The sequence below is a fragment of the Lachnotalea sp. AF33-28 genome (assembly GCF_003477885.1).
Classification (GTDB): domain Bacteria; phylum Bacillota; class Clostridia; order Lachnospirales; family Lachnospiraceae; genus AF33-28.
Map to the genome: position 1 here is coordinate 16,020 of NZ_QUEE01000002.1, position 26,751 is coordinate 42,770.

The following is a 26,751-nucleotide window of genomic DNA, read 5'->3' on the forward strand; positions in this document are numbered from 1 at the left end:
GGGAGGAGTTTTATGAATAGCAATATCACAATTTTTTCGTATAAGGAGCAACGATGAAATCACTTGTAATTGCAGAAAAGCCCTCGGTAGGGCGGGATATCGCGAGAGTTTTAAAATGCGGACAGAAAGGCGGCGGATACCTGGAAGGCGGCCGCTATATCGTCACCTGGGGATTAGGGCATCTGGTCACGCTGGCCGATCCGGAGGATTACGATCCCAAGTATAAGGAATGGAAGATGGAAGATCTGCCGATGATGCCCGGAAAGATGAAGCTTACTGTGATCCGTCAGACCGGCAAACAGTATCAGACCGTCAAAAATCTGATACACCGGGGGGATGTGGGTGAGATTATAATCGCCACGGATGCGGGCCGGGAGGGAGAGCTGGTGGCGCGCTGGATACTGGATAAGGCCGGAAGCCAAAAACCGATAAAGCGCTTGTGGATTTCATCCGTTACGGATAAAGCCATCCGGGAAGGGTTTGCAGGCTTAAAGGACGGTCACGCTTATGATAATCTGTATTATGCGGCGGTCTCCAGAGCCGAAGCTGACTGGCTGGTGGGCATCAACGCCACCAGAGCGCTGACCTGCAGATATAATGCGCAGCTTTCCTGCGGCAGGGTTCAGACTCCGACACTGGCCATGATCGCGGAAAGAGAAGAACAGATTCATAAGTTTCAGCCGAAACCCTATTATGGAGCGGCGGCAAAATGCAGTTCTCCCTCCATTCTGTTCACCTGGCAGGACGGGGAAAAAGGCAGCAGCCACAGCTTCGATCGGGAAAAGCTGCAGAACATCGTGGATCGCTGTTCCGGTGAAGCCGCCCGAATTATTGAGGTGCGCAGAGCGCCGAAAAAGACAGGAGCGCCTTTGCTTTATGATTTAAATGAGCTGCAGCGGGATGCCAACCGCAGATTCGGTTTTTCCGCAAAAGAAACGCTGGATATTATGCAACGCCTCTATGAAAACCACAAAGTTCTGACCTACCCCAGGACCGATTCCAGATATCTTCCCACAGATGTGCTGGATACGCTTGGTGACCGGCTGAAAGCCTGCGGTACCGGTCCCTACCGGGCGCTTGCAGGACCGCTGTTCCGACTGAAATTTACCGAAAATGTGCCGTTTGTAAATAACAGCAAAGTGACAGACCATCATGCAATCATTCCCACAGAACAGTATGTGCAGCTGGACCACATGACCAATGAAGAGCGGAAAATATACGATCTGGTGGTGCGGAGGTTTCTGGCTGTGATGTATCCGCCCTGCGAATACGAGCAGACCACGGTCCGCGCACGGATCGGGACTGAAAATTTTACGGCCAGAGGGACTGTGATGAAGGCCAGCGGCTGGAAGGCGGTCTATGACAATCAGTTCCAGGAGGAAGAGGACGCGGAGGCACAGGGGCAGCTGCCTGATCTGAAGGAAGGCACGGTGCTTGATCACCTTACGGTCACGCTTACTGAGGGAAAGACGAAGCCCCCCGCCCCGTTTTCGGAGGCAACGCTTTTATCCGCCATGGAGGACAAAGGGCTGGGCACAGTGGCTACGAGGGCGGATATCATAGAAAAGCTGTTTAAAAGCTTTCTGATTGAAAAGAGGGATAAAGAGCTGCATGTCACTTCCAAAGCGAAGCAGCTGTTAGAACTGGTGCCGGAGGATCTTAAAAAACCGGAGCTGACAGCGGGCTGGGAGAAAAAGCTTTTGAGCATATCCGAAGGCAGGCTCAAGCGGCAGGAGTTCATGGAGGATATACGCGGTTACGCCCTGGAGCTGACCAGCCAGATCCGGGCAGGTGAAGGCAGTTTCCGCCATGATAATCTGACCAGCCGTAAATGCCCGAAGTGTGGAAAACGCATGCTGCAGGTGAAAGGGAAAAATTCCGAGATGCTGGTATGTCAAGACCGTGAATGCGGGCATCGGGAGACTGTTTCCAGAACCAGCAATGCCAGATGTCCGGTATGTCACAAAAAAATGAATTTAAACGGCACGGGTGACGGACAGATCTTTGTCTGTGCCTGCGGCTATAAGGAAAAGCTGTCGGCATTCCAGGAAAGGCGCAAAAAGGAGGGCGCCGGTGTGTCCAAAAAGGATGTGGCGTCCTACTTAAACCGCCAGAAGCAGGAAGAAAAAGAATCCGCCAATTTCGCGCTTGCGGACGCGCTGGCAAAGTGGAAGCTGTAGAAGCTGCATCATTCATAAAATAAGGTTGACAGGCATCGGAAATCATTGGATAATAAGAATGAGATGCTCCGGAGCAGTATCCGGATTATGAACAAAAAAAGTGCACAAAAGTGCGCAGGTCATCAATCTGCTGTTGATGGCATGAAAGGAGAACAGAAATGGAAAAAAGCAATAAATACGCATGGACATGGTTTGTGAAGGAAGAGTATCTGGATGAATATGTGAAAATGCATCTGAATCCCTGGCCAGAGATTTTAGAAGAGCATACGAAGGCAGGGTACCGCAACTACAGCATTTTCCAGAACGGCAATCAGTTTTTCTACTGCTTTGAATGTGATGATATCGACTTTGCCAATGAGTACATTGCAAAGAGCGAGGCCTGCCAGAGATGGAACGCGATCACATCCAAGATGGTGGTGGGATCCTTTGATTTCAATGAGGAAGAGCCGATTAAATTTATGCCGGAAGTATTTTACCTGAAATAAGCTCAGCGGGAGAAAAACGTACGCGCTATAAACACACTTAGGAGGACAATTGAGTATGGAAACAGGAAGATTTGGATTGAAGCTTAGCTTTTATGCGGTATTAGGATTTATACTGGCGTTTTTAGGACAGACTTTTTTATGCGGACTGCTGCTCGGGTTTGTAATTTTAGTTGAGAAGAATGACTGGCTCACCAAGCAGATGATACAGGCATTTTTGCTCACAATTGTATCCAGCGTCGTGCATTCGGTGCTGTCCATTCTGGATATTTTTGAGGCGATCCCGTTCCTCGGTGTGGTATTTAGCTGGCTGTTCGGGCTGGTTAACGGCATTGTCGCCCTGATCGTGCTGCTCTTTGCCATCGCGGCGATCATCCGCGTCATGAAGGGACAGGATGCGAGACTGCCGCTGTTATCCAAATTTTCTGACTGGGCCTTCGGATTCGCAAACCAGGATCAGAACTGATCTGAAATACAACCGTGGAGTATGCCCGTGAAGGGAGTAAAAGATGCGAAAGAAACTAAATGAGATTGAACAGAATTTTCAAAAAGACCTTCTGCGCCTGAAAAAGAAAAAACAGCGTTTGAAATGGAAGCTGTTTCTTCAGACCGTGCTGCCGGCGCTGCTGATCGCAATACTGATTGAGGCGGCGAGAATACTGGCTAGGAAAGGCGCAAAATCCGCTGTTCATAAACTGAAAGAGCATAAAAAAACTTCATCCGCCGAAACGGTCAGTAAGCAGGAAAAGGAATCCGAACCGGGATCTGAAACTGCTGCCGTGCCGTCGGAACCGGCTCCCGAAACGGATGATTCGCCGGTTTCCGAGCCGCAAGTGTGATTCGGCGCTGGAGCCGGTGGAAACTGCCGGGTGCAGCTAGTACAGTGTTGCGTAAATTCCTGCGATATAGTGCATGTTATCTACGCAACGCTGTACCAGAGAAAATGAAAACAGGAATAAAGTAACAGGTATCCTCTGACACAACTGGCCGGAGGATGCCTGTTTTTTACCGGCAAACAGGAGGGTGTATGAAGACGAAAAAGAAGAGGGACAAGAGTTATCTGCTGTTGGAAGAGCAAAATCTGTATCGGGCCTTTGCCATACTGGCTGCACCGGTGCTGCTGTCCAATCTGCTGAAATCCTTTCATGACTTTGTGGATACATTCTTTATAGGCAGGATGGAGAACTCGGTGTCCGCACAGGCGGCTATGGCGATCAGCTGGCCTCTGCTGAATATCTGCATGGCGTTCAGCACCGGATTTGCGATCGCGGGGGTATCTGTGATCAGCCAGAATCTGGGGGCAGGAAGGGAAGAACACGCTAAAAAATATGCGGGTCTTCTGCTTACCCTGTCGGTACTGATCGGCGTGGTGATCAACCTGTTTCTCTATACCTGTTCGCCCTTTGTGCTTCATCTGATGGGAGCAAAGGATGCTGTGCTGCAGCAAGGCGTAACTTATCTGCGGGTGAGATCCTTTGAAATGACGTTTATGTTTATTTTTACGGCTTTCCAGGCGGTCCGGCAGGCGCAGGGGGACACGGTGACACCGGTAATTCTCTCCACCGCCGCGATAGTGATCAATATCGTTTTAACCGGCCTGTTTGTGGAAGGATTTGGCATGGGGATTTTCGGGGCGGCATTCGCCACCTTTCTCGGGCAGTTTGCCATCGCTCCCATATGTCTTGTGCTCCTATTTTGGAAACGCGGAGCAATGCCGGTCGGGCGGCAGGATCTGCGCTTTGATCCCAAGCGGTTCCGGCTTCTGGGGCGTCTGGCGCTGCCTTCGGCAGGCAGCCAGGCGTTAAGCTCGCTGGGTTTTCTGATTCTGCAGGCGGTTATTCTGGATTACGGCGAGGTAGTGTCCGCAGCTTTCAGCATAGGCAACAAGGTTTCAAATCTGCTGCTGATGCCGATAATGGCTCTGGGGTCCGTGCTGGCCGCCTTTGTAGGGCAGAACATCGGGGCGGACAATCCAAAGCGGGCCAGAACCTCCTACCTTGTCAGCAGAAATCTGGCGGTGGGGCTTTCCATAGCAGGCTGCGGTCTGCTGCTTCCGGTGAGGCGGACCATGATGGGGCTGCTCACCAACAATGCGGATACGCTGGCAGTAGCCGTAGAGTACGGTTTCTGGGTGCTGGCAACCCAGCCTCTGATGGCGCTGTTTCAGAATTATCTGGGCGTATTTAACGGTTCCGGCAATACGCGCTATTCATTCCTGGTAGCTACGGTGCGGCTGTGGCTGATCCGCCTGCCTCTGATTCTGTTTTTCAAAACATTTACGGAAATCGGAAGAGAGGGAATCTGGTATGCGATGGTCATCAGCAATGTGCTGATCCTGTTCTATGCCGCATATCTGTTTAGAAAAGTGGATTTTAAGCCGACGAAGGGTGTTTAAAGCATTAGATTTTTTGGTTGGAATGACTTTTTGAAAAGAAGACCGGATTCATAGTACGGATTTACAGTGTCTGAAGCATTGTAAATCCGTTTTTATTTTTCAATAGGGTACGCCCAGCAAATTTCAGGATTCTTTTTTCAATGAAAAATATGAATTTGTAAATTTTATATTGACATATAATGCATATTGTATATAATGGATATATACAATATATGATAAGAGGTGCCTATGAATATCATTATCAGTAATTCCAGCGGCCAGCCGATTTACGAGCAGATAATCTCGCAGATCAAAGCGATGATCATCTCCGGGGAGCTGAAAGAAGGGGACGCCCTTCCGTCCATGCGGCTTTTGGCCAAGGAACTTAGGATCAGTGTCATTACCACAAAGAGAGCGTATGAGGAGCTGGAGCGGGAAGGATTTATCGTCTCTATCACCGGAAAAGGCAGCTTTGTGGCCGGTACAAATCCGGATTTTATTAAGGAAGAACAGCTTAGAAAGATTGAACTTCTGCTGTCGGAAGCGGTCGATGCCGCTAAAACAAGCGGAATTGGCTTAGGCGAGCTCAATGAACTGCTGGTTTTACTCTATCAGGGTGAAGCATGAACAGCATGCCGAGGATTGGAGGAAAATTATGAACTATGCACTGGAACTGAAAAATGTCTGCAAGCAATATGACGGATTTGCCTTAAAGGATGTGAATATCGCGCTGCCCCAGGGCTGCATTATGGGATTTATCGGTGAAAACGGTGCCGGAAAGAGCACCACAATCAAGCTGATCATGGATTTAATACACAGGGACAGCGGTGAGATCAAAGTGCTGGGAAAGGATAATCTCACCCAGTTGGAGGAAGTCAAGGAACAGATCGGCGTTGTGATGGATGAAAACTGCTTTGCCGAATGTCTGTGTCTGTCGGATATCAACCAAATGCTGAAACATATGTACAAAAACTGGCAGCCGGCCGTATTTCTAGACTGGGGAAAGCGTTTCGGCCTGCCGGCGGATAAGATCATCAAAGATTATTCCAGAGGAATGAAGATGAAGCTGTCCATTGCAGTGGCGCTGTCCCATAAGGCAAAACTGCTGCTGTTGGATGAGGCCACCAGTGGCCTGGATCCGGTCGTGAGGGATGAAATACTGGATGTGTTTCAGGAATTCATACAGGAGGAGGATCATTCCATATTCTTATCATCCCATATTATCAGCGATCTGGAGAAGATTTGTGATTACATCACCTTTATCCATAAGGGGCGGATACTGCTGTGCCAGGAAAAGGATGAAATGCTGGAAAACTACGGTATACTCAAGTGCACACAGCAGGAATTTGAGCGGTTGGACAAAGGCATGGTGCTGGGATACCGCAAAAACGCCTTTGGAGTGGAGGCGCTGGTGCGCAAAAAGGATGTAAAGGGAAGATTTATCGTCGATCACGCGGGAATAGAAGATGTGATGCTCTTTATGGTGAAATCGGAAGCATATTAAAGCGCAGGTTATCAAACACAGCTTATGGCAAATAAGGAGGAGAAAGAATATGAGCGGTCTGCTGTATAAGGATTTTTCAATCATTAAAAAACAGGGAAGGGTATATCTGATTCTGATTGCGTTCTATGCTATATTTGGAGTGGCGACTAAAAATGTCTCGATGTTTCCGGCAATGATCAGCGTGTTTGCGCTGATGCTGCCCCTGACAACCTTAAGTTATGACGAGGCGTGCAAATGGGATAAGTTCGCGTTGACAATGCCGGTATCACGCAGGAATATTGTGCTTAGCAAATATCTGCTGGCCTTCATTATATCCTGCATTACATTGGTGCTCAATGTTATTGTGGGTGCGCTCTGCGGCCAGGATGTGAGGGAGGCGTTTGTTGTGGGGGCATCCAGTGGGTTTGGTATCCTGGTGCTGGCATCGGCTGTGCTGCCGCTGGTATTTAAACTTGGTGTGGAAAAAGGAAGGTTGGCTTTGGTGGCGGTTGTCATGATACCGGCGATCCTGTTTATCGCATTCCGGAAGCTGAACCTGCAGCTGCCGCATCCGCGTCCGGATAATATTGCGGTGCTGCTGGCGGGAGCGGTGGTTATCGGAATCCTCTGGATCATCATGTCCATAATCATATCTATCGGAATTTATCAGAAGAAGGAGCTCTAATGTATGGTCCGGTGTATGTCCGGCATCTTCCGCTTGCGGCGCCATCCGATCTGTTGTAAAATGATAGCGTAACACATTGACAGCAACGCTTCGGTATATCAAAAATCGGAGCAGGTGTATTAGGCAGGAGCGGTTATATATATGGAAAAGAGTAAATGCGGGCCTCTGGAGCAAATGCCTGGAGAGGCGCTGGCGCTCTTAAAGGAATTGGGAGCGATTCCGGCCCCTTCCCATAAAGAGGATCTTAGAGCGGAGTTCTGCAGGCGATGGCTGACAGCGCAGGGGGCGGAACCGGTATTCATCGATGATGCGAAAAATGTGATTTATCCTTACCGATGTGAGGAGAAAAAAGAGATCGTAGTATTCATGGCTCATACGGATGTGGTCTTTCCTGATACAGAGCCCTTCACGGTGCGGCAGGAGGAAGACCGGCTGTATGCGCCCGGCATTGGCGACGATACGGCAAATCTGGTCAACCTTCTGCTGGCGGCACGCTATATGGCAAAGCACCGTCCGGAGACATCAGCAGGCATCCTGTTCGTCGCCGATTCCTGTGAGGAAGGTCTGGGCAACTTGAAGGGCTGCAGAAAGCTTATGGAGACCTACGGCAGCCGTATCAAAGAAGTGGTTTCCTTTGACTGCGGTATCCCTGCGCTGGTGAATGCGGCTGTGGGATCACAGCGCTATAAGGTTACGGTGCGGACGGAAGGGGGACATTCCTTTGGAGATTTCGGCCGGCGAAATGCGATCCACTGGCTGTGCTGTATGGTCCGGGATTTGTATGAGACAGAAGTGCCCACAGAAGCCAAAACCACATACAACGTGGGGTGCATTGAGGGCGGCACAACGGTCAACTCCATCGCACAGGAAGCTCATATGCTGTATGAATTCCGGTCTGTGGATCACGGATGCCTCAAACGCATGGAGCAGAATTTTGAAAAGCTCATAACAGCTTACAGAAACAGGGGGCTGGATATAGAGGTGGAAACGGTTGGCATCCGTCCCTGCGGCAGGGTTGCGGATGACGGACGGATGGATGATATGGTTAAACGCTATGGCAGGATTATCCGGTCCTGCACCGGCGAGGAGCCTGATCTGGCGGCCGCCTCTACCGATGCAAATATTCCGCTGTCCATGGGAATCCCGGCTGTAACTTTGGGAACAGTGCGCGGTAAAGGCGCTCATACCAGGGAAGAGTGGATTGATATCGGCAGCATGGAAACCGGAATGAGAATTGCGTTTGCCTGCATGGAAAGTCTGATTCTATGATGTACATGAGTCAGGAATATAAAGTATAAATAGATTATAAAAAGACGGAGGAAAAATACATGGAAAAAGTGCAGTATGTCTGCCCGAAATGCGGATGTAATTCATATGAAACGGATCAGTTTCAGGCAACCGGCGGGAATTTCGCCAAGATTTTTGATGTGCAGAATAAGAAATTCATAACTGTAAGCTGTACCAGATGCGGCTATACGGAACTTTATCGGGGAAATACCACAGACGGATGGAATATACTGGATTTCCTTACAAACTGACGCTGAAGCAGCCAGCCGGTCCGCGAAGCGGACCGGAAAAAGCGTTTTTGATATTTCCTGAGTGGAAAGGCAAGGCAGGTCATGAATCATTGCGGAACGCAAAGATTAGAGACAGAACGGCTGGTCTTAAGAAAATATGTGTATGAAGATGCTGCCGCTATGTATAAAAACTGGGCGTCAGATAAAGAGGTCACAAAGTATTTGACGTGGCCGGCTCATTCAAGTCAGGAAGTCACCCAGGGAGTGATAAAAGACTGGTTGAATGAATATTCCAACGAGAGCTATTATCACTGGGCGATTGTGCTCAAAGACAATGGGGATGAACCGATCGGAGACATTGCCGTAGTAGGCATGGATGAAAAGACCTCAAAGGTACATATTGGGTACTGCATTGGAAGAAAGTGGTGGCATCAGGGAATCACATCTGAAGCATGTAAAGCAGTTATGGATTTTCTTTTTGATGCGGTCAATGTAAAGCGGATTGAAGCACGGCATGACCCAGAAAATCCGAATTCGGGAAATGTCATGAAAAAATGCGATATGAAGTATGAAGGGACTTTACGGAGTTCTGATTGGAATAATCAGGGAATTTGTGATGCCTGCTATTATGCACTGCTAAAATCAGAACGCTGAATATCGGAGTTACTGTCTGTTCAAAGCTGCCGATAAAGCAGCGTATGAGAGGACCATACCCTGCCCTCTCATACGCGGGAATTTTTCGGTAACTGTGAACAGTAACCGATGCTCCATATCTGCGTGCCAGTTCCAAATTTATGATTGACAAATGGAAGATTTTACATTACAATTCATTTCATACTATTTCTATAGGAAATATATGATATGAGGAGGAACGATTATGAGCCGGTTAACTGAGAGAAAATTGAGGTTTGAGACGAAACAGCTGCATGTCGGACAGGAGAGCGCGGATCCGGCGACCGATGCCAGGGCCGTGCCAATTTATCAGACGACATCCTATGTTTTTCATGATTCAGCCCATGCGGCAGCCAGATTTAATCTGACGGATGCGGGAAATATTTACGGAAGGCTGACCAACCCCACCCAAGAGATCTTTGAAAAACGCATTGCAGCTCTGGAAGGAGGCGCTGCGGCGCTGGCCGTAGCTTCCGGTGCGGCGGCGATCACTTATACATTCCAGAATCTTGCAAAAGCAGGCGATCATATCGTTTCCGCCAAGACCATATACGGTGGTTCCTATAACCTACTTGCTCACACACTGACGGAATACGGCGTTACCTGCACCTTCGTGGATCCGGATGTGCCGGGCAGTTTTGAGGAGGCCATTGAGGAGAACACCAAGGCCATATTTATAGAAAGTATCGGAAATCCTAATGCCAGCCTGACCGACATCCGCTCGGTGGCCGATGTGGCTCACAGACACCGCATTCCGCTGGTGGTGGACAATACCTTCGCGACTCCCTATCTGCTTCGTCCCATGGAATACGGAGCGGATATCGTTGTACATTCCGCCACCAAGTTTATCGGTGGGCACGGGACGGCCATTGGAGGAGTGATTGTGGATAGTGGAAGGTTTGACTGGAAGGCATCCGGCAAATTTCCGTCTCTCACTGAGCCGAGTCCCAGCTATCATGGCCTGTGCTTTGCGGACGCGGCGGGGCCGGCGGCATTTGTGACCAGAATCCGTGCGGTCATACTGCGCGATACGGGAGCGGTGCTGGCGCCGTTTCACGCATTTTTATTTCTGCAGGGGCTAGAGACCCTGTCTCTTAGGGTGGAGCGCCATGTGGAGAATGCGGCAAGGATCGCACAGTATTTAAGCAGGCATCCGAAAATCGAGAAAGTGAATTATCCCGCATTGCCGGACAGCCCTTATCATAAGCTGTATAAGAAGTATTTTCCAAAGGGTGTTGGGTCCATCTTTACGGTAGAGGTGAAAGGCGGCGCCAAACAGGCGCAGGAATTTATCGACAGGCTGCAGGTATTTTCTCTGCTGGCCAATGTAGCGGATGTGAAATCACTGGTCATCCATCCGGCCAGCACGACTCATTCCCAGATGACAGAAAGAGAGCTTCTGGATTCCGGAATCCGCCCCAATACGGTACGTCTGTCTATAGGTACGGAGCATATTGACGATCTGATTTATGATCTCGAAGAAGCATTGTCTGGAGGTATTTAATGGGAAAGATATATCAAGATATAACGGAATTGATCGGACACACGCCCCTGATGGAACTCTCGCGCCTGGCCGAAGCACAAGGCGCGGGGGCAAAAATCCTCGGAAAGCTGGAATCCTTTAATCCGGCGGGCAGTGTGAAGGACCGTGTGGCTAAAAAGATGATTGAGGATGCGGAAGCATCCGGAAAACTGGCACCGGGTTCAGTGATCATCGAGCCTACCAGCGGCAATACCGGCATCGGCCTGGCGGCGGTGGGGACAGCCAGGGGGTACCGGGTAATCATTGTTATGCCCGATACCATGAGCGCAGAACGACGCAGCCTTATGAAGGCTTACGGCGCAGAAGTGGTGCTCTCGGAAGGTTCGAAGGGAATGACAGGAGCGTTGGAGACGGCTGCCCAATTGGCAGAAGAGACAAAAGGGGCGGTGATCATGGGGCAGTTTGTCAATCCGTCCAATCCTGCGGCCCATTACTGCACTACGGGGCCGGAGCTGTGGGAGGATACCGGGGGCAGGATCGATATCCTGGTGGCCGGAATCGGAACCGGCGGTACAATAACCGGAACCGGCGAGTATTTAAAAAGCAGGAATCCTGCCGTTTGTGTGGTGGGAGTGGAGCCGGCCGGTTCCCCGCTGCTGACGGCGGGCAAGGCGGGGGCACATAAGATACAGGGCATCGGTGCCAACTTTGTGCCGGAAATATTCAACCGGGAAATCTGCGATCAGATTCTGACCGTAAAAGATGAGGATGCGATGGATACCTGCAGAAAGATTGCCTCTGCGGAGGGCTTTCTGGCCGGCATCTCCGCCGGCGCCGCTGTCTGGGCTGCGCTGTATCTGTCAAAGCTTCCGGAAAATGCGGGAAAGACGATCGCTGTAATTTTGCCGGATACGGGAGAACACTATCTGTCGATGGATTTATTCTGAACTATTACTTCTGAATAGTAACTAAGGAATGTGAACGCGATGAAGATATCTACAAAGGGCAGATATGCGCTGCGCTTGATGCTGGATCTGGCGCTATGCCCATCCGGAGAATATATTAAAGTAAAAGATATAGCGGCCCGGCAGGAAATATCGGATAAATATCTGGAACAGATCATAGCGGTGCTTGGAAAAGCGGGCTATGTCAAAAGCGTACGGGGAGCGTCAGGCGGTTACCGCCTGACCAGATCTCCCGCCGATTATACCGTGGGGATGATCCTGCGCCTGACCGAAGGGAGTCTGGCTCCGGTGGCCTGTCTGGAGGATGAGGTAAATCAGTGCCCCAGATTCCAACAGTGTGCCACAGTAGAGGTCTGGAAGCGCCTGCAGCAGGCGGTCAATTCAGTGGTGGATACCATGACACTGGCGGACCTGGCGGCCATTCATCGGGATAAAAGCGGCTTGATTAATCCGTAAAAATGCAATATAATAATCTCCAGAGTTCGGACAGGCGGCATGCCTGTCCTGTTAAAGGAGATTATTTATGGATAAGAAAATCAGAACGAGATTCGCTCCAAGCCCTACAGGGCGCATGCATGTGGGAAATTTAAGAACGGCGTTATACGCATATCTGATTGCTAAGCATGAAGGCGGAGATTTCCTTCTGCGCATAGAAGATACCGATCAGGAACGTTTTGTGGAAGGCGCGCTGGAGATTATCTACCGCACGCTTAAAAAGGCCGGTCTGACCCATGACGAAGGGCCGGACAAGGACGGAGGCTGCGGCCCCTATGTGCAGAGCGAGAGACAGGCGGCCGGCATCTATTTAGAATATGCTAAAAAGTTGATCGACAGGGGGGAGGCCTATTACTGTTTCTGTGATAAGGAGCGCCTGGAGTCCCTGAAACAAGAGGTGGCGGGCAAGGAAATCATGGTATACGACAAGCACTGCCTGCATCTGACCAAAGAAGAGGTGGAAGAAAAGCTGGCGGCGGGCGTGCCCTACGTAATCCGCCAGAATAACCCGACGGAGGGAACCACAACCTTTGAAGATGAGATTTACGGCGATATCACGGTGGATAATGCCGAACTGGACGATATGATCCTGATCAAATCCGACGGATATCCCACCTATAATTTCGCCAATGTGGTGGATGACCATCTGATGGGAATCACCCATGTGGTGCGCGGCAATGAGTATCTTTCTTCTTCCCCGAAATATAACCGGCTGTATGACGCATTTGGCTGGGAGGTCCCTGTGTATGTGCACTGTCCGCTGATCACCGATGAGGAGCACCATAAGCTGTCCAAGAGAAGCGGCCATTCCAGCTTCGAGGATCTGCTGGACCAGGGATTTCTGCCGGAAGTGATCGTGAATTTCGTGGCGCTGCTTGGATGGAGCCCAGAGGATAATAGGGAAATTTTTACACTTGAGGAACTGGTGGATGCTTTTGACTATCATCACATCTCCAAGTCCCCCGCCGTATTTGACTATACAAAGCTGAAATGGATGAACGGAGAATATCTGAAGTCCATGGAGTTTGACCGCTTTTACAGTCTGGCCGAGCCGTATTTGAAAGAAGTGATCACGAAGGATCTGGATCTTCGTAAAATTGCCTCTATGGTAAAAACCCGCATAGAGGTATTTCCGGATATCGCGGAGCACGTTGATTTCTTTCAGGAACTGCCGGAATACGATACCGCGATGTATGCCCATAAAAAGATGAAGACCACAAAGGAAACCTCGCTGGCCGTATTAAAGGATCTGCTGCCTCTGTTGGAAGCGCAGGAGGATTACAGCAATGACGCGCTCTACGGTGTGCTTCAGGGATATGCGGCAGAGAAGGGTTATAAAAACGGTTATGTGCTCTGGCCCGTCCGCACCGCTGTATCCGGCAGGCAGATGACTCCGGCCGGCGCCACGGAGATTATGGAAGTGCTGGGCAGGGAAGAGTCCCTGATTCGGATAAAAAAGGGAATTGAGCTGCTGGAAGCGTAACTGCTTTTAGTATTGAAAGCATCTGTGAAATATGATGAGGAAACTGCCGCCCATGGTCAGCCTGATGGCCTGTGGCGGCAGTTGCACACTGCGGTGTGCGCAAGTCATCAACCTGTCGGTTGATGACAGTTTCCGCAGGAGGAAAAAGTTTGTACGCGAATGATGCGCAGAAGGAAGCGATAAAACATAAAGACGGCCCCATGATGGTTTTGGCAGGGCCGGGGTCTGGAAAGACCTTTGTCATCACCCAAAGGACCAAGATACTGATAGAAGATTACGGTGTAAATCCGTCCAATATTCTGGTCATCACCTTTACCAAAGCGGCGGCGTCAGAGATGCAGGAACGGTTTAAGAAGCTGATGGGAGGCCGCAGTCTGCCGGTGACCTTCGGCACGTTTCATGCCGTTTTTTTTAAGATATTGAAGCTCGCCTATCACTATCAGGCGGAGAATATTATCAGAGAGGATCAGAAGCACGCCTGCATCCGGGAAATTGTCAGAGGCATTGACTTAGAGATCGAGGATGAGGCGGACTTTATCTCCTCCATCATCAGCGAGATCAGCCTGGTAAAGGGGGAGATGCTTTCACTGGATCACTATTATGCCAAAAACTGTCCGGAGACGGTTTTTAAGCAGATCTATGAGGAATACGACGGTTTTCTAAGGCGCAGCCGGCGCATAGATTTTGACGATATGCTGGTGATGTGCTATGAACTTCTGAAGGCCAGGCCGGATATCCTGGCGGCGTGGCAGAAAAAATATCAGTACATACTGATCGATGAATTCCAGGATATCTGCAAAACACAGTATGCCATTGTGCGCATGCTGGCAGCCCCGGAGAACAATCTGTTTATTGTCGGGGATGACGATCAGTCCATCTACCGTTTTAGGGGAGCGAAGCCGGAGATCATGCTCGGATTTGAAAAGGATTATCCGGAGGCTAAGAGGATCCTTCTGGGGACGAATTACCGCTGTGACGCCAATGTTCTTTCAGCTGCGCTGCGCCTCATCGGGCATAATCAGACCCGTTTTCCCAAGGAGATACGGGCGGCAAACCCGGCCGGCGCCCCTGTCCTCACCCGTTCATTTCCCACCATCCGTGATGAAAATCTTCGCATCGTGCAGGATATCAAGGCATACCTCGCTGCGGGGTATCTTGCGGAGGATATCGCGGTGCTGTACCGCACCAATTCCTGCCCGAGGCAGTTGGTTTCCATGCTGATGGAATACAATCTGCCCTTCTGTATGCGGGATATGGTGCCGAATCTCTATGATCACTGGATAGCGGGCAATCTCTATGCCTATATGCATCTGGCTATGGGCAGCCGCAGCCGGAAGGACTTCCTGGCCGTCGCAAACCGGCCCAACCGCTATCTGCGCCGTGACTGTTTTACGGAAGCAGAAGTGGAGTTTGAGCAGCTCTACCGCTATTATGAGGATAAGGAATGGATGCTGGAACGGATTGAACAGTTTGAACATGATATTAACCAGCTGAAAAAGATGGCGCCATATGCGGCTGTCAATTACATACGGCATGGGATCGGATATGAGGACTATCTGACGGAATATGCTGCTTTTCGGAGAATGAAGCCGGGAGAACTGATCGAAGTGCTGGATGAGCTGCAGGAGAGCACGAACGGATGCCATACCTATGCGGAATGGTTTTCCAAAATCGCCGAATACAATCAGGAACTGAAAGAACAGTTTTCAAACCGTGACAGGAAGAAGGAAGGCATCACACTGGCGACCATGCACAGCTCCAAGGGGCTGGAATATAAGATAGTATTTATCATCGATGCCAACGAAGGGATTACGCCTCATAGGAAAGCAGCTTTGGAGGCGGATCTGGAGGAGGAGCGCCGCCTGTTTTATGTGGCCATGACCAGAGCGAAGGAACATCTGCATGTTTACTATACAGGAGAGCGGTATCATAAAAAGCAGGAACCGTCTAGATTCCTGGAGGAATACCAGTAACCTAGTTACTGTTCACAGTTAGCGAAAAATTCCCGCGTAAGAGAGGGCAGGGTATGGTCCTCATTGGGACCCGCTCTCGCTCCGGGAAGCGCGCAGCGGTACTAATGCTGTAAAATACACAGCAATAAGTACCGGCGGGCTTTGCGGGATCCCTATGAGGACCATACCCTGCCCTCTCTTACGCTGTTTTATCGGCAGCGTGTGAACAGTAACGTAACCTATACAAAACAAAAAGGGGCTACGCGCTGTGCGTATGCCCCTTTGTTTTGCATAAGTTATTCCTCGTCCTCATCGCCGTCCGTGAGTTCGTCAAATTCTTCCGAATCCAGCAGCTCATCAAATGCATCGGCAACGACTTCATATTCATCGTCATCCTCTATATTCTCAAGATTCGGCTGGCCGTCTTCTGTTTCGGAATAACGGTATAAGTACACTTCCCCTTCTTCCTCTTCGGTCTGCTCGATGGGCAGAAGCGCGATGTAGTCCTTACCGCCGGCAGGGAAAATTGTCAGTACAACGCATTCCAGTTCACTTCCGTCATCCAGAGTCAGCGTAACTGTCATTTCTTCTTCGTTTCCGTGGTCATGTCCGCATCCGCAGCCACATTCATGGTTGTGTTCCATAGATTTACCTCTTTTCTAAAGTTTTCAGTATGATAGTAAATTAGCTATAGACACACTCTAGCAAAAGATACGGAAAAAAGCAAGGTGTTATATGGAAAAAAATTGGATTTTTAAAAATTGCGTGTTAGTGTTCACAGTTATCGAAAAATTCCCGCGTATGAGAGGGCAGGGTATGGTCCTCATTGGGACCCGCTCTCGCTCCGTGAAGCGCGCAGCGGTACTAATGCTGTAAAATACACAGCAATAAGTACCGGCGGGCTTCAAGGGATCCCTATGAGGACCATACCCTGCCCTCTCATACGCTGCTTGATCGGCAGCGTGTGAACAGTAACAATTGCGTTACTATCACAGCTCCCGTAAAGTTCCCGTGCAAGGCAGGGCAGGGTATATTCCTCATTGGGACACACTCTCGCTCCGTGAAGCGCGCAGATTGTCACCAACCGCCAGTTTGTAACGTAAGGTTACATATAAATAAGGAATATGGTAAAAAAATATATTGACAACAGCAGTTAATGAGTTATAATATACCCCATGGGGGTATAACGAGCATTCATAACTGTATAACGAGCAGCTATGTATTTAAAGAAAAGAGGGATAGACATGATTACGGAAGCTTACCGCATTGACGGCATGTCCTGCGCCGCGTGTTCCAGCGCGGTGGAGAGAGTGACCAATAAGATAGACGGTGTCGAGCACAGCGAAGTGAATCTGACTACCGGAAAGATGACCATCACCTATGATGAGAGCAAGGTAACGCGTGAACTGATTGAGAGCAAGGTGGAACGGGCCGGCTTTCAGGCATCGCTGATCGAGGCGAAGAAGGAACAGGAGAGCGACCGGGAGATGTTTGAGCAGCAGGAAGAGAATCTGTCCCGCACCCGCATCCGGGTGATTGTCAGCATCCTTTTTGCCCTGCCTCTTTTATATCTGTCCATGGGACATATGCTGCCCTTTACCCTGCCCCTCCCAAAGTTTCTCGAAATGGATTCCCACCCGCTTGCATTTGCGCTGGCGCAGCTGATTTTCACGTTACCGGTTCTGATCTGCGGCAGCCGTTTTTATATAGTCGGTTTCAAGACGTTATTGAAAGGCCATCCCAATATGGATTCCCTGGTGGCTATCGGTACCGGCAGCGCATTTTTTTACAGCCTTTATATGACGGTTAAAATTCCGTCGGACCACATGGCGGTGCACAGCCTGTATTACGAATCCGCGGCCGTTGTGGTAACACTTGTCATGCTGGGCAAGTATATGGAGAGCCGCAGCAAGGGCAAGACTTCCGAAGCGATCCGAAAGCTGATGGAGCTGGCGCCGGATACGGCGCTCCTGATCAGAAACGGGGAAGAGGTTACAGTCCCTACGCAGGAAGTGGCGGTGGGAGAGCATATCCTCGTTAAACCGGGCAGCCGGGTCCCTCTCGACGGCCTTGTGGTATCGGGCGAAAGCAGCGTGGATGAATCCATGCTGACCGGAGAGAGCATCCCGGTTGAAAAGAAGACCGGTGATTCCGTCATCGGCGGAAGCATGAATTACAACGGACTCATGGAAATAGAAGTCAGCCATACCGGCGCCGACACCACATTATCCAAGATAGTGAAACTGGTGGAGGATGCTCAGGGGAGGAAGGCCCCGATCTCTAAGCTGGCGGATACGGTAGCCGGATATTTTGTCCCGGCCGTCATCCTCATCGCGCTGGTTGCAGCCCTTATGTGGGCCCTGATTGGCGGAAAAGATCTGAATTTTGTGCTGACCGTGTTTGTATCCGTTCTGGTCATCGCCTGCCCCTGTGCTCTGGGCCTCGCAACTCCCACGGCGATCATGGTGGGAACCGGAGTGGGAGCCAGACATGGCATATTGATTAAGAGCGGTGAAGCGCTGGAGACCACCCACAAGGTGGATGCCATTGTGCTGGATAAAACAGGCACCATTACGGAAGGAAAGCCGAAAGTAACGGCGGTTTGCAGCTTCTTTGAGGATATGGACGAGCGGGAATGCCTGCGGCTGGCCGCATCCTGCGAACAGGGTTCCGAACATCCGCTCGCTTCGGCCATCGTGGAAAAAGCGAAAGAGCAGGGCCTTACATTGGAGAAACCGGAAGCATTTGAAAGCATAACCGGAAAGGGCATCACCGCCGTGCTCGGCGGCAGGGAGATATCCATCGGCAACCAAAAGCTGCTCTCATCGCTGGACATAGAGGCGGATGAGGAGATAAAAGGCAGGATCACCCAGTCGGCTGCAAGGGGAGAGACCCCGATGTTATTGGTGGCAGACCATGTCATAGCCGGGATGATCAGTGTTGCCGACCCGGTTAAAACGACCAGCCGGGAAGCGATCCGTAAACTGAAAGCGCTGGGCATAGAGGTGGCGATGCTGACCGGAGACAACCGTCTGACAGCGTCCCATATCGCAAAACAGGTGGATGTCACGGAGATTTACGCGGAAGTGCTGCCGGGAGATAAGGCAGGCATTGTAGAAAAGTTGCAGAAAGAAGGAAAAACGGTTATGATGGTAGGCGACGGCATCAACGATGCGCCGGCGCTCGCTCAGGCGCAGATCGGCACAGCCATCGGAAACGGAAGCGATATTGCTATAGAATCAGCGGACCTGGTGCTGATGAGGGACGATCTGAACGATGTCTACCGCGCCATTCGTTTAAGCAAGGCAACGATCCGCAATATTAAGCAGAATCTGTTCTGGGCCTTTTTCTATAACACATTGGGCATACCGGTGGCGGCCGGCATACTCTACCTGTTCGGCGGCCCGCTGCTCAACCCGATGATCGGCGGTCTGGCTATGTCCCTAAGCTCCGTCTGCGTAGTCAGCAACGCCCTGCGTCTGCGCGGCCTGAAGCTGCACTGACCGGATGATAGGAGAGCTCGTCCCAATGAGGGCTATACCCAACTCTTTCATGTGCATGAAGTTTACGCTAACTGTAACAAGTACGCCGTCTGCAACTAAACATCATATCCCCGCTGCCTGAGAACAGGCGGGCAGGGAGTCACAAAAGGGGGAACCTATGGAAGAATGCAGCTGCTGCAAACACAAACACCGGGAGGAACCGGAGTATAAAGATCTGATGAACCGATTAAACCGCATTGAAGGCCAGATCAGAGGCATAAAAGCTATGGTGGAATCCGAACGTTACTGCGTGGATATCCTGACCCAGGTCCAGGCGGTGGGATCAGCCTTAAACAGCTTCAACAAAGTGCTTCTGGCCACTCACATCAAGACCTGCGTGGTAGAAAACATCAAAAACGGCGATGAAGAGACCGTAGACGAGCTCTGCGCCGTCATCCAGAAGCTGATGAAGTAAACCGCCGGGAAAAACGTAAGTGTGCTGATCAGATAACATTCAGCACACCGGATACCATATTAAAATAAAAGATCCGAAAGGAAGGAAAAAAGACATGAAAACATTCAAAGTACCCGAAATGCACTGTGAACACTGCGTAGCCCGCATCAACAAAGCCCTGGAAGGCGCCGGCATCTCCCACGAGGTAGACCTGGACAAAAAAACAGTCACCATAACCGATGATACGGAGTCCACGGTCAAAGAAACCGTAGAGCTCCTGGACGACCTGGGCTTTACGGCAGAGTAGAGTCAAGCCCTGCCGGAAGTATGTTTGAGCGCGTAGCGCGAGTTCTTCCGGCAGGGCTTGTATTTAACGAAATTGTATATTATTAGATGTTCTTAAGGGCGGAAACCGTTCGAAACACGACACAGCCGCAGCCGCCTCCTCCACCGGGTCCGCCCCAGGCGCGCTCTCTGTCTGCCGCTATTTTAGGCTAATTAGTTAAGCTAATCAGGATTACACATTGAACCGGAACAGCACCACATCGCCGTCCTGCACCACATAGTCCTTGCCTTCCAGCCGCACCAATCCTTTATCCCTGGCTGCCGCGTAGGTACCCGCGTTAAGCAGCTCCTGATAATTGACTACTTCCGCGCGGATAAATCCTCTTTCAAAGTCCGTATGGATCTTGCCCGCGGCCTGAGGCGCTTTCGTCCCCTTTTTGATGGTCCAGGCGCGTGTTTCCTGCTCGCCTGCGGTGAGATAACTGATCAGACCCAGGATCCGGTAGCTGGCGGCGATCAGTTTATCCAGTCCGGATTCCGAAAGCCCCAGATCCTCCAGGAACATCTTTTTCTCATCCTCCTCCAGTTCTGCGATCTCCTGTTCAATCTGTGCACAGATCACGAACACTTCGCTGCCTTCCTCACGGGCATAATTCCTGACGCTTTCCACATAAGGATTGCCGGATGCATCGTCGGCCAGATCATCCTCAGACACATTGGCTGCATAAATGACGGGCTTTCCGGTTAACATATTCAGTGACTGGATGAAAGCGGCCTCCTCCTCGTCTGCGTGAGCGAGGCTCTTAACCGGCCTGCCGTCTTCCAGATGATATTTGAGGCGGCTTAAGGTCTCAAGCTCCTTTGCCAGCGCTTTATCGTTTTTTGCGCCCTTGGAGGTCTTTGCGATGCGGCGTTCCAGTATTTCCAGATCGGAAAAGATCAGCTCGAGATTGATCGTCTCAATATCCCTTAACGGATTGACACTGCCGTCCACATGAACAACATTGTCATCTTCAAAGCATCTGACTACATGGACGATCGCATCCACCTCGCGGATATTGGATAAAAACTGGTTGCCGAGCCCTTCCCCTTTGGAAGCGCCTTTTACAAGACCGGCGATGTCCACAAATTCTATAACAGCCGGAGTGGTTTTTCTGGAATGATACATATCGGTCAGAAGCCCGAGACGAAAGTCCGGAACTGGCACGATACCTACATTGGGATCAATTGTACAAAAAGGGTAGTTGGCGGATTCTGCGCCTGCCTTGGTTAACGCATTGAACAGGGTGCTTTTTCCGACATTAGGGAGCCCCACGATACCTAACTTCATGATTGGATTCCTCCTTGAGATTCTTAATCAGAAAGTAGTGTAGCATATTTTCCCCGAAAATAAAAGGGATTCTTGCCCCGCTGTCGAATTATATCGAAATTGGAAGGGTCGTTTTATTTGATTTTTGGGGAATATCGGAGTAAAATGTCATTAGCAGCAGAGGAACCTGTCGTCAGCGGGGAGGCAGGAAACCGCAAGTTGCCGGCAAAGCGGAGGTTTCGCTTAGTGGATATATTATTTGTGAACTTGGGTATCGGTATACAGCATTTGCCGAACCACATTACAGTTTTTGGATTTGATATCGCTTTATACGGTATCATCATCGGTATGGGAGCGATTCTCGGATTGATGCTTTCCTGCCGGGATTTTAAGTCCCGCGGGCAGGATCCCGGGATACTTGTGGATTATATGATTTTCGCCATACTGTTTGCCATTGTCGGCGCCAGGCTTTATTATGTGATATTCGCCTGGGACAGCTACCGCAATAATCTGTGGGAGATCTTCAATATAAGGAAGGGCGGCATGGCAATATACGGCGGGATCATTGGGGCGGCGCTGACTCTGATTGTGTTTGCCAGAGTAAAGAAGGTCCCTTTTTTCCGGATAGCCGACAGCGCTGTGCTTGGGCTGCTGTTGGGTCAGATGATTGGCAGATGGGGTAATTTTTTTAACTGCGAAGCATTCGGCGGTTACACGGATAATCTGTTTGCCATGAGAATTCGGATGTCACTGGTAAATCCGTCGATGATCACACAGGAACTGTTGGAGCGCCGGATCATAGAGGGCGGTGTGACTTATATTCAGGTGCATCCGACTTTTTTGTATGAATCCATATGGAATGCGGGTGTATTAATATTGCTGTACCTGTACCGGAAACATAAGCGATTTGAAGGGGAGTTGTTTTGGCTCTATTTCGTCGGTTATGGCATCGGGCGGTTCTGGATAGAGGCGCTTAGGACCGATCAGCTGAAATTATTTGCGACCGGCATGGCCGTTTCGCAGCTGCTGTCACTGATTATGGCAGTGGCTGCACTTCTCATAATAATCGTCAACAGAAAAATCACAGCAAAGGTGAAAGAAAACTAGATGCACAAAGATAAAAAAATTATGGATATCAAGTGTAAAATTGAGAAAAAGCGCAAAGAGCTGGATAAAGCGATCCTTACCCTGCATAAGAGTGCTGAGATACTGGCACTAAGCAAGGAACTCGATCTGCTGATTGAGGAGTACTATGAGCTAGCGGAGTAGGCTTTAAACGCCTTAAGCCGCAGAGACCACAACTGAATAGATATGGCGGAGCCCGTCACGGAAACCGCCGCGTCCTGGGCAAAACCCGTAACATTATGTCGAATTTCTGACCTATTTGTTACGGGTTTTGTTTTTTATTTAATAATCATGAATTTTCTCTTGCTATTTCTTAAGAATTATTCTAAAATGGAGGAAAGTAGTGATTTGTGTGTCAAAGTGGGGGAAAGTGGTGGAAATGATTCAAAAGAAAGGCAGGTGACAGCGGTGAACACATTCATGGGACAGTATACCCATTCGATTGATCCGAAGGGCAGACTGATCATGCCATCCAAATTCCGTGAATGTCTGGGAGAATCCTTTGTAGTATCCCAGGGACTGGATCACTGTCTGTTTGTTTATACCGATGAAGGCTGGGAACAGCTGGCGGAGAAACTTAAAAGCCTGCCCCTTACGAACCCCAATGCGCGTAAATTCACCCGTTTCCTGCTGGGAAGCGCCACCGTCTGCGAGGTGGACAAGCAGGGAAGAATACTGCTGCCGGCTCATTTAAGAGAGTTTGCAAAACTGGATAAGGATGTTGTGCTGGTCGGCGTTGGCTCCCGCGTTGAGATATGGGACAAGGATACCTGGACCAATGCCAGCGTATATGACGACATGGAAGAAGTCGCAGAAAATATGGAGGGACTGGGAATCTGATGGAGTTTGAGCACACTTCCGTACTACTTTTAGAAACGGTGGATAACCTGAACATCCGGCCGGACGGGATTTATGTGGACGGCACACTGGGAGGAGGCGGACATGCCTCTGAAGTATGCAGAAGGCTGGGGGAAAGAGGCCGGTTGATCGGCATAGACCAGGATGAGGACGCAATAAGAGCTGCGGGTGAGAGACTGTCGCCCTATGCAAACCGCGTGACCATCGTAAGAAGCAACTACGAGAACATGGATCAGGTATTAAAGGAACTGGATATCCAAAAGGTGGACGGCATCATGCTGGATCTGGGTGTATCCTCGTATCAGCTGGATACGGCGCAGAGAGGTTTTTCCTATAAAGAAGACGCTCCTCTGGATATGCGCATGGATCAGAGAAATGCAGTCACCGCCAGGGATATTGTCAATACTTACAGCGAGATGGAGCTGTACCGTATCATCAGAGATTACGGAGAAGATAAATTTGCAAAGAATATTGCCAAGCACATCGTGCAGGCGAGACAGAGCAAAGAGATTGAAACTACGGGTGAGCTGGTGGAGGTCATAAAGACTGCAATACCCGCCAGGGTACGGTTTGCCGGCGGACACCCGGCTAAAAAGACATTTCAGGCGATCCGGATAGAGCTCAACAGAGAGCTCACGGTGCTGGATAATTCGATCGACCGGATGATTGAGCTGTTAAATCCGAAAGGAAGGCTGTGTATCATCACGTTTCATTCGCTGGAAGACCGTATCGTAAAAAACGGGTTCCGCAAAAATGAAAATCCCTGTACCTGTCCTCCGGAATTTCCGGTTTGTGTCTGCGGCAAGGTGAGCAGGGGGAAAATACTTACGAGAAAACCGATTCTGCCAAGCGGGCAGGAAATGGAGGCCAACAAAAGATCAAAAAGTGCGAAACTAAGAGTGTTTGAGAGAGTTTAGGGAGGAATTATAGCATGGCGGATAGAAGAAAGACATCAGCATATATTGCGGGAAATACCGTACGCAAAACAGTCGAACATGAATATTATCCGATCCACCAAAGAGAAGCGAGAAAGAGCTACCGCGCGAGGCGCAACCGTGATAAAGCCCTGCAGATGACGCTGCCGTATGTGATTGTTCTGGCGGCCACCTGTATCTGTGTGGTTGGGATGGCTGTAAATTATCTGCAGGTGCGCTCTTCCATCAATACAACGATGAAAGAAGTGGCAAATATGCAGAGCGAATTGCTGGATCTGAAGGACAGCAATGACACAATCGAGGGGGAAATCAATAAGAGTATTGATTTGAACCACATCTATGATGTGGCGACAAACGAATTGGGCATGGTTTACGCCAGCGAGGACCAGATTGTGCATTACGAGAAATCAGAGAGGGAGTATGTACGGCAGAATGAAGACATCCCGGAATAAACCAAAAAGGAAAATACCATTTGCAAAATATATGCAGAGAAAGCTGGCGTTCGTGTTTTTTACCGTGGCGCTGGCTTTGTTTGCACTTGGATTTGTATTGGTAGGAATTGCCAAGGAAGACGGTGAAGACTACAAAAGGATCGTCCTTTCCCAGCAGTCCTACGACAGCCGTGTGATCATGGCGTCCAGAGGCGAGATTTGGGACCGCAACGGTACCAGGCTTGCCATGAATGAAAAGGTATATAACCTGATACTGGACCCCAAGGTCATGCTCTCAGGTGAGGAGAAAAATTACAGGGACGCCACGCTGGATGCGCTTGTTTCCGTATTTGGCTATGACCGGGCTGAACTGGAAGACATACTGGAAGAAAAGCCGGAGAGCAGCTATGTGCGGTACGCCAGGCAGTTAAGCGGCGAACAGAAGGAAGCATTTCTTTCCTATCAGGAAGAATTCAATGACCGGATGAAGAAAGAGAAAAGCAAAGCGAGGGTGAAGGGCGTATGGTTTGAAGACGAATACAAACGGATTTATCCCTATAATAACCTGGCTTGCGAGCTGATCGGCTTTTCTTCTGGAGACGGCACCCAGGGTAACTGGGGAATGGAACAGTACTATAACGATGAGCTGGCCGGAACCAACGGCCGTGAATACGGCTATCTGAACGATGATTCCAATCTGGAGCGGGTAACGGTTAAGCCGCAGAACGGATACACGCTGGTATCCACGATAGACGCCACCGCACAGCAGATCGTGGAAGAACACATCGCCAATTTCAACGCCACGATCGGGGCGAAGAATGTCGCATGTATCGTAATGAAGCCGAATACGGCTGAAGTGCTGGCTATGGCGGCCAGTGACAGCTTCAATCTGAATCAGCCCGCGGATCTGACGCCGTACTTTTCGGAAGATCAGATTGCCGCGATGACGCAGGAAGAAAAAACGGAATTTCTGAATAACCTGTGGAGAAATTTCTGTATCAGCGATACCTATGAGCCGGGATCCACCGCCAAATCCCTGACGATCGCCGCGGGTATTGAAGAAGCGAGACTTAAGGGAAATGAAAGCTTCCTCTGTGACGGCTATGAGGAGGTAGGTGGATACAAGATCGGATGCCATAACACACGGGGACACGGGTGGCTGACAGTGACACAGGCGCTCATGAGCTCCTGCAACGATGCGTTGATGCAGATGGCCAGAGATTATATTAAACCCGATGTGTTCTGCAGATATCAGAAGATTTTTGGGCTGGGTCAGTCCACGGGCATTGATCTGCCGGGTGAGGCGGAAGGTATTCTTCATGCTGAAGAGACCATGGGAAGTACTGACCTGGCTACAAACTCCTTTGGACAGAACTTTAACGTCACGATGATCCAGATGGCGGCCGCGTACTGTTCCCTTCTAAACGGCGGTTATTACTATGAACCCCGCATGGTAAAGCAGATCCTGGATGAAGACGGCAATGTGGTGAAAAATCTGGATCCGGTGCTGGTAAGGCGTACGATCAGCGAACACACCTCTGAATTTATAAAAGAAGCCCTGTTTCAGGTGGTGGAAGGCGGAACAGGACAAAAGGCCGCGATCCCCGGTTATGAGATGGGTGGAAAAACCGGAACCGGTGAGAAGTATCCGCGAGGCGACGAGAAGTATATTATATCCTTTGTGGCCTGCATTCCGGCGCACAATCCGGAGCTTTTCATCTATACGCTGATCGACGAGCCCAATATCCCCAAACAGTCCGAGAGCAAATATGTGACAGATCTGTGCAGGGATATATTGGTGGATCTCCTTCCTTATTTCAATATATATCCCACGCGGGAAATTCCTGCAGAGGAACAGCCGCCGGAAGAAACACAGCCGGAAGACAACAATCCCGACAATCCTGACGGGGAAAATCCGGATGGAGAGAATCCGGAAGAACCGGAAACAAATCCGATCACCATCATTGATTCGGAAGAAAATTATGATAACAGCGTATTCTATGACGAGGTTTCCGGAAACCAGGCCCCGGAAGATAACGGCGGTGACAGCGGCAGCGGTCAGCCGTAATTGCCGGCTGGAAGTCATACATGCCCCTGGGCC

27 protein-coding genes are annotated in these 26,751 nt (G+C 50.1%); 25 read left to right on the forward strand and 2 right to left on the reverse strand.

The window, feature by feature from the left end:
• Positions 1-53: 53 nt before the first annotated feature.
• From DWZ56_RS02500 to DWZ56_RS02575, 16 genes are all read left to right on the forward strand, one after another.
• The gene (locus tag DWZ56_RS02500; protein ID WP_118554823.1) at positions 54-2,180 is read left to right on the forward strand and encodes a DNA topoisomerase III; all 2,127 of its coding nucleotides are present in this window, start codon (positions 54-56) and stop codon (positions 2,178-2,180) included.
• 158 nt (positions 2,181-2,338) lie between these two features.
• On the forward strand, positions 2,339-2,665 hold the full coding sequence (locus DWZ56_RS02505; protein ID WP_118554824.1) for an L-rhamnose mutarotase: 327 nt from the start codon (positions 2,339-2,341) through the stop codon (positions 2,663-2,665).
• Between the two features lie 55 nt (positions 2,666-2,720).
• The gene (locus tag DWZ56_RS02510; protein ID WP_118554825.1) at positions 2,721-3,128 is read left to right on the forward strand and encodes a hypothetical protein; all 408 of its coding nucleotides are present in this window, start codon (positions 2,721-2,723) and stop codon (positions 3,126-3,128) included.
• Positions 3,129-3,171: 43 nt separating this feature from the next.
• Positions 3,172-3,501: a hypothetical protein gene (locus DWZ56_RS02515; RefSeq protein ID WP_118554826.1), complete on the forward strand. Its 330-nt coding sequence runs from the start codon at positions 3,172-3,174 to the stop codon at positions 3,499-3,501.
• Positions 3,502-3,689: 188 nt separating this feature from the next.
• Positions 3,690-5,057, forward strand: a complete 1,368-nt coding sequence (locus DWZ56_RS02520; protein WP_118554827.1) for an MATE family efflux transporter — start codon at positions 3,690-3,692, stop codon at positions 5,055-5,057.
• 228 nt (positions 5,058-5,285) lie between these two features.
• A complete protein-coding gene (locus tag DWZ56_RS02525) occupies positions 5,286-5,663 on the forward strand; it encodes a GntR family transcriptional regulator (protein WP_118554828.1) in 378 nt (125 codons plus the stop codon).
• A 28-nt stretch (positions 5,664-5,691) separates the two neighbouring features.
• Positions 5,692-6,540 carry an ABC transporter ATP-binding protein gene (locus DWZ56_RS02530; protein ID WP_118554829.1) on the forward strand — a complete coding sequence of 283 codons (849 nt, stop codon included), beginning with the start codon at positions 5,692-5,694 and terminating at the stop codon, positions 6,538-6,540.
• A gap of 49 nt (positions 6,541-6,589) precedes the next feature.
• Positions 6,590-7,204, forward strand: a complete 615-nt coding sequence (locus tag DWZ56_RS02535; protein WP_118554830.1) for an ABC-2 transporter permease — start codon at positions 6,590-6,592, stop codon at positions 7,202-7,204.
• A 141-nt stretch (positions 7,205-7,345) separates the two neighbouring features.
• Positions 7,346-8,473: a M20/M25/M40 family metallo-hydrolase gene (locus DWZ56_RS02540; protein ID WP_118554831.1), complete on the forward strand. Its 1,128-nt coding sequence runs from the start codon at positions 7,346-7,348 to the stop codon at positions 8,471-8,473.
• Positions 8,474-8,532: 59 nt separating this feature from the next.
• Positions 8,533-8,742: a zinc ribbon domain-containing protein gene (locus tag DWZ56_RS02545; RefSeq protein ID WP_118554832.1), complete on the forward strand. Its 210-nt coding sequence runs from the start codon at positions 8,533-8,535 to the stop codon at positions 8,740-8,742.
• Positions 8,743-8,823: 81 nt separating this feature from the next.
• Positions 8,824-9,375, forward strand: coding sequence for a GNAT family N-acetyltransferase (locus DWZ56_RS02550; protein ID WP_118554833.1), 552 nt, complete (start codon positions 8,824-8,826; stop codon positions 9,373-9,375).
• A 223-nt stretch (positions 9,376-9,598) separates the two neighbouring features.
• On the forward strand, positions 9,599-10,897 hold the full coding sequence (locus tag DWZ56_RS02555; RefSeq protein ID WP_118554834.1) for an O-acetylhomoserine aminocarboxypropyltransferase/cysteine synthase family protein: 1,299 nt from the start codon (positions 9,599-9,601) through the stop codon (positions 10,895-10,897).
• On the forward strand, positions 10,897-11,823 hold the full coding sequence (cysK, locus tag DWZ56_RS02560; protein ID WP_118554835.1) for a cysteine synthase A: 927 nt from the start codon (positions 10,897-10,899) through the stop codon (positions 11,821-11,823). The genes DWZ56_RS02555 and cysK overlap by 1 nt, the downstream gene beginning before the upstream one ends.
• A 39-nt stretch (positions 11,824-11,862) precedes the next feature.
• Entirely contained in the window at positions 11,863-12,297 is a 435-nt protein-coding gene (locus DWZ56_RS02565; protein ID WP_118554836.1) for an RrF2 family transcriptional regulator, read from the forward strand.
• 67 nt (positions 12,298-12,364) lie between these two features.
• On the forward strand, positions 12,365-13,819 hold the full coding sequence (gltX, locus tag DWZ56_RS02570; RefSeq protein ID WP_118554837.1) for a glutamate--tRNA ligase: 1,455 nt from the start codon (positions 12,365-12,367) through the stop codon (positions 13,817-13,819).
• A gap of 149 nt (positions 13,820-13,968) precedes the next feature.
• A complete protein-coding gene (locus DWZ56_RS02575; RefSeq protein WP_199679540.1) occupies positions 13,969-15,792 on the forward strand; it encodes an ATP-dependent helicase in 1,824 nt (607 codons plus the stop codon).
• 275 nt (positions 15,793-16,067) lie between these two features.
• On the opposite strand, the gene DWZ56_RS02580 is transcribed toward DWZ56_RS02575, so the two are convergent.
• Positions 16,068-16,415, reverse strand: coding sequence for a DUF1292 domain-containing protein (locus tag DWZ56_RS02580; RefSeq protein WP_118554839.1), 348 nt, complete (start codon positions 16,413-16,415; stop codon positions 16,068-16,070).
• A gap of 600 nt (positions 16,416-17,015) precedes the next feature.
• Here DWZ56_RS02580 and DWZ56_RS02585 point away from each other — a divergent pair.
• From DWZ56_RS02585 to DWZ56_RS02595, 3 genes are all read left to right on the forward strand, one after another.
• Positions 17,016-19,274, forward strand: coding sequence for a heavy metal translocating P-type ATPase (locus DWZ56_RS02585; RefSeq protein WP_118554840.1), 2,259 nt, complete (start codon positions 17,016-17,018; stop codon positions 19,272-19,274).
• A gap of 157 nt (positions 19,275-19,431) precedes the next feature.
• Positions 19,432-19,728 carry a metal-sensing transcriptional repressor gene (locus DWZ56_RS02590; RefSeq protein WP_118554841.1) on the forward strand — a complete coding sequence of 99 codons (297 nt, stop codon included), beginning with the start codon at positions 19,432-19,434 and terminating at the stop codon, positions 19,726-19,728.
• Positions 19,729-19,822: 94 nt separating this feature from the next.
• Positions 19,823-20,014 (forward strand): heavy-metal-associated domain-containing protein, encoded by a 192-nt coding sequence (locus tag DWZ56_RS02595; protein WP_118554842.1) that lies wholly within the window; start codon positions 19,823-19,825, stop codon positions 20,012-20,014.
• A gap of 210 nt (positions 20,015-20,224) precedes the next feature.
• On the opposite strand, the gene ychF is transcribed toward DWZ56_RS02595, so the two are convergent.
• Entirely contained in the window at positions 20,225-21,322 is a 1,098-nt protein-coding gene (ychF, locus tag DWZ56_RS02600; RefSeq protein ID WP_118554843.1) for a redox-regulated ATPase YchF, read from the reverse strand.
• A gap of 225 nt (positions 21,323-21,547) precedes the next feature.
• Between ychF and lgt the strand changes: the two genes are divergently transcribed.
• The 6 genes from lgt (at position 21,548) to DWZ56_RS02630 (ending at position 26,718) form a co-directional block, all read left to right on the forward strand.
• Complete coding sequence (gene lgt / locus DWZ56_RS02605; RefSeq protein ID WP_243095029.1) at positions 21,548-22,408, forward strand: prolipoprotein diacylglyceryl transferase; 861 nt, start codon at positions 21,548-21,550, stop codon at positions 22,406-22,408.
• Positions 22,409-22,429: 21 nt separating this feature from the next.
• Positions 22,430-22,570: a Spo0E family sporulation regulatory protein-aspartic acid phosphatase gene (locus tag DWZ56_RS02610; RefSeq protein ID WP_158584411.1), complete on the forward strand. Its 141-nt coding sequence runs from the start codon at positions 22,430-22,432 to the stop codon at positions 22,568-22,570.
• Between the two features lie 276 nt (positions 22,571-22,846).
• A complete protein-coding gene (gene mraZ, locus DWZ56_RS02615) occupies positions 22,847-23,266 on the forward strand; it encodes a division/cell wall cluster transcriptional repressor MraZ (protein ID WP_243095064.1) in 420 nt (139 codons plus the stop codon).
• On the forward strand, positions 23,266-24,201 hold the full coding sequence (gene rsmH, locus DWZ56_RS02620; RefSeq protein WP_118554846.1) for a 16S rRNA (cytosine(1402)-N(4))-methyltransferase RsmH: 936 nt from the start codon (positions 23,266-23,268) through the stop codon (positions 24,199-24,201). Before mraZ ends, rsmH begins: the two co-directional genes overlap by 1 nt.
• Positions 24,202-24,215: 14 nt before the next feature.
• The gene (locus DWZ56_RS02625; RefSeq protein WP_118554847.1) at positions 24,216-24,671 is read left to right on the forward strand and encodes a cell division protein FtsL; all 456 of its coding nucleotides are present in this window, start codon (positions 24,216-24,218) and stop codon (positions 24,669-24,671) included.
• Positions 24,640-26,718, forward strand: a complete 2,079-nt coding sequence (locus DWZ56_RS02630; RefSeq protein ID WP_158584412.1) for a peptidoglycan D,D-transpeptidase FtsI family protein — start codon at positions 24,640-24,642, stop codon at positions 26,716-26,718. The genes DWZ56_RS02625 and DWZ56_RS02630 overlap by 32 nt, the downstream gene beginning before the upstream one ends.
• Positions 26,719-26,751 lie beyond the last annotated feature (33 nt).

Bases quoted from the DNA above. Each gene is read 5' to 3' on its own strand.
- DWZ56_RS02500 (WP_118554823.1), top strand. From the start codon at position 54: ATGAAATCACTTGTAATTGCAGAAAAGCCCTCGGTAGGGCGGGATATC.
- DWZ56_RS02505 (WP_118554824.1), top strand. From the start codon at position 2,339: ATGGAAAAAAGCAATAAATACGCATGGACATGGTTTGTGAAGGAAGAG.
- DWZ56_RS02510 (WP_118554825.1), top strand. From the start codon at position 2,721: ATGGAAACAGGAAGATTTGGATTGAAGCTTAGCTTTTATGCGGTATTA.
- DWZ56_RS02515 (WP_118554826.1), top strand. From the start codon at position 3,172: ATGCGAAAGAAACTAAATGAGATTGAACAGAATTTTCAAAAAGACCTT.
- DWZ56_RS02520 (WP_118554827.1), top strand. From the start codon at position 3,690: ATGAAGACGAAAAAGAAGAGGGACAAGAGTTATCTGCTGTTGGAAGAG.
- DWZ56_RS02525 (WP_118554828.1), top strand. From the start codon at position 5,286: ATGAATATCATTATCAGTAATTCCAGCGGCCAGCCGATTTACGAGCAG.
- DWZ56_RS02530 (WP_118554829.1), top strand. From the start codon at position 5,692: ATGAACTATGCACTGGAACTGAAAAATGTCTGCAAGCAATATGACGGA.
- DWZ56_RS02535 (WP_118554830.1), top strand. From the start codon at position 6,590: ATGAGCGGTCTGCTGTATAAGGATTTTTCAATCATTAAAAAACAGGGA.
- DWZ56_RS02540 (WP_118554831.1), top strand. From the start codon at position 7,346: ATGGAAAAGAGTAAATGCGGGCCTCTGGAGCAAATGCCTGGAGAGGCG.
- DWZ56_RS02545 (WP_118554832.1), top strand. From the start codon at position 8,533: ATGGAAAAAGTGCAGTATGTCTGCCCGAAATGCGGATGTAATTCATAT.
- DWZ56_RS02550 (WP_118554833.1), top strand. From the start codon at position 8,824: ATGAATCATTGCGGAACGCAAAGATTAGAGACAGAACGGCTGGTCTTA.
- DWZ56_RS02555 (WP_118554834.1), top strand. From the start codon at position 9,599: ATGAGCCGGTTAACTGAGAGAAAATTGAGGTTTGAGACGAAACAGCTG.
- cysK (WP_118554835.1), top strand. From the start codon at position 10,897: ATGGGAAAGATATATCAAGATATAACGGAATTGATCGGACACACGCCC.
- DWZ56_RS02565 (WP_118554836.1), top strand. From the start codon at position 11,863: ATGAAGATATCTACAAAGGGCAGATATGCGCTGCGCTTGATGCTGGAT.
- gltX (WP_118554837.1), top strand. From the start codon at position 12,365: ATGGATAAGAAAATCAGAACGAGATTCGCTCCAAGCCCTACAGGGCGC.
- DWZ56_RS02580 (WP_118554839.1), bottom strand. From the start codon at position 16,415: ATGGAACACAACCATGAATGTGGCTGCGGATGCGGACATGACCACGGA.
- DWZ56_RS02585 (WP_118554840.1), top strand. From the start codon at position 17,016: ATGATTACGGAAGCTTACCGCATTGACGGCATGTCCTGCGCCGCGTGT.
- DWZ56_RS02590 (WP_118554841.1), top strand. From the start codon at position 19,432: ATGGAAGAATGCAGCTGCTGCAAACACAAACACCGGGAGGAACCGGAG.
- DWZ56_RS02595 (WP_118554842.1), top strand. From the start codon at position 19,823: ATGAAAACATTCAAAGTACCCGAAATGCACTGTGAACACTGCGTAGCC.
- ychF (WP_118554843.1), bottom strand. From the start codon at position 21,322: ATGAAGTTAGGTATCGTGGGGCTCCCTAATGTCGGAAAAAGCACCCTG.
- DWZ56_RS02610 (WP_158584411.1), top strand. From the start codon at position 22,430: ATGGATATCAAGTGTAAAATTGAGAAAAAGCGCAAAGAGCTGGATAAA.
- mraZ (WP_243095064.1), top strand. From the start codon at position 22,847: ATGGGACAGTATACCCATTCGATTGATCCGAAGGGCAGACTGATCATG.
- rsmH (WP_118554846.1), top strand. From the start codon at position 23,266: ATGGAGTTTGAGCACACTTCCGTACTACTTTTAGAAACGGTGGATAAC.
- DWZ56_RS02625 (WP_118554847.1), top strand. From the start codon at position 24,216: ATGGCGGATAGAAGAAAGACATCAGCATATATTGCGGGAAATACCGTA.
- DWZ56_RS02630 (WP_158584412.1), top strand. From the start codon at position 24,640: ATGTACGGCAGAATGAAGACATCCCGGAATAAACCAAAAAGGAAAATA.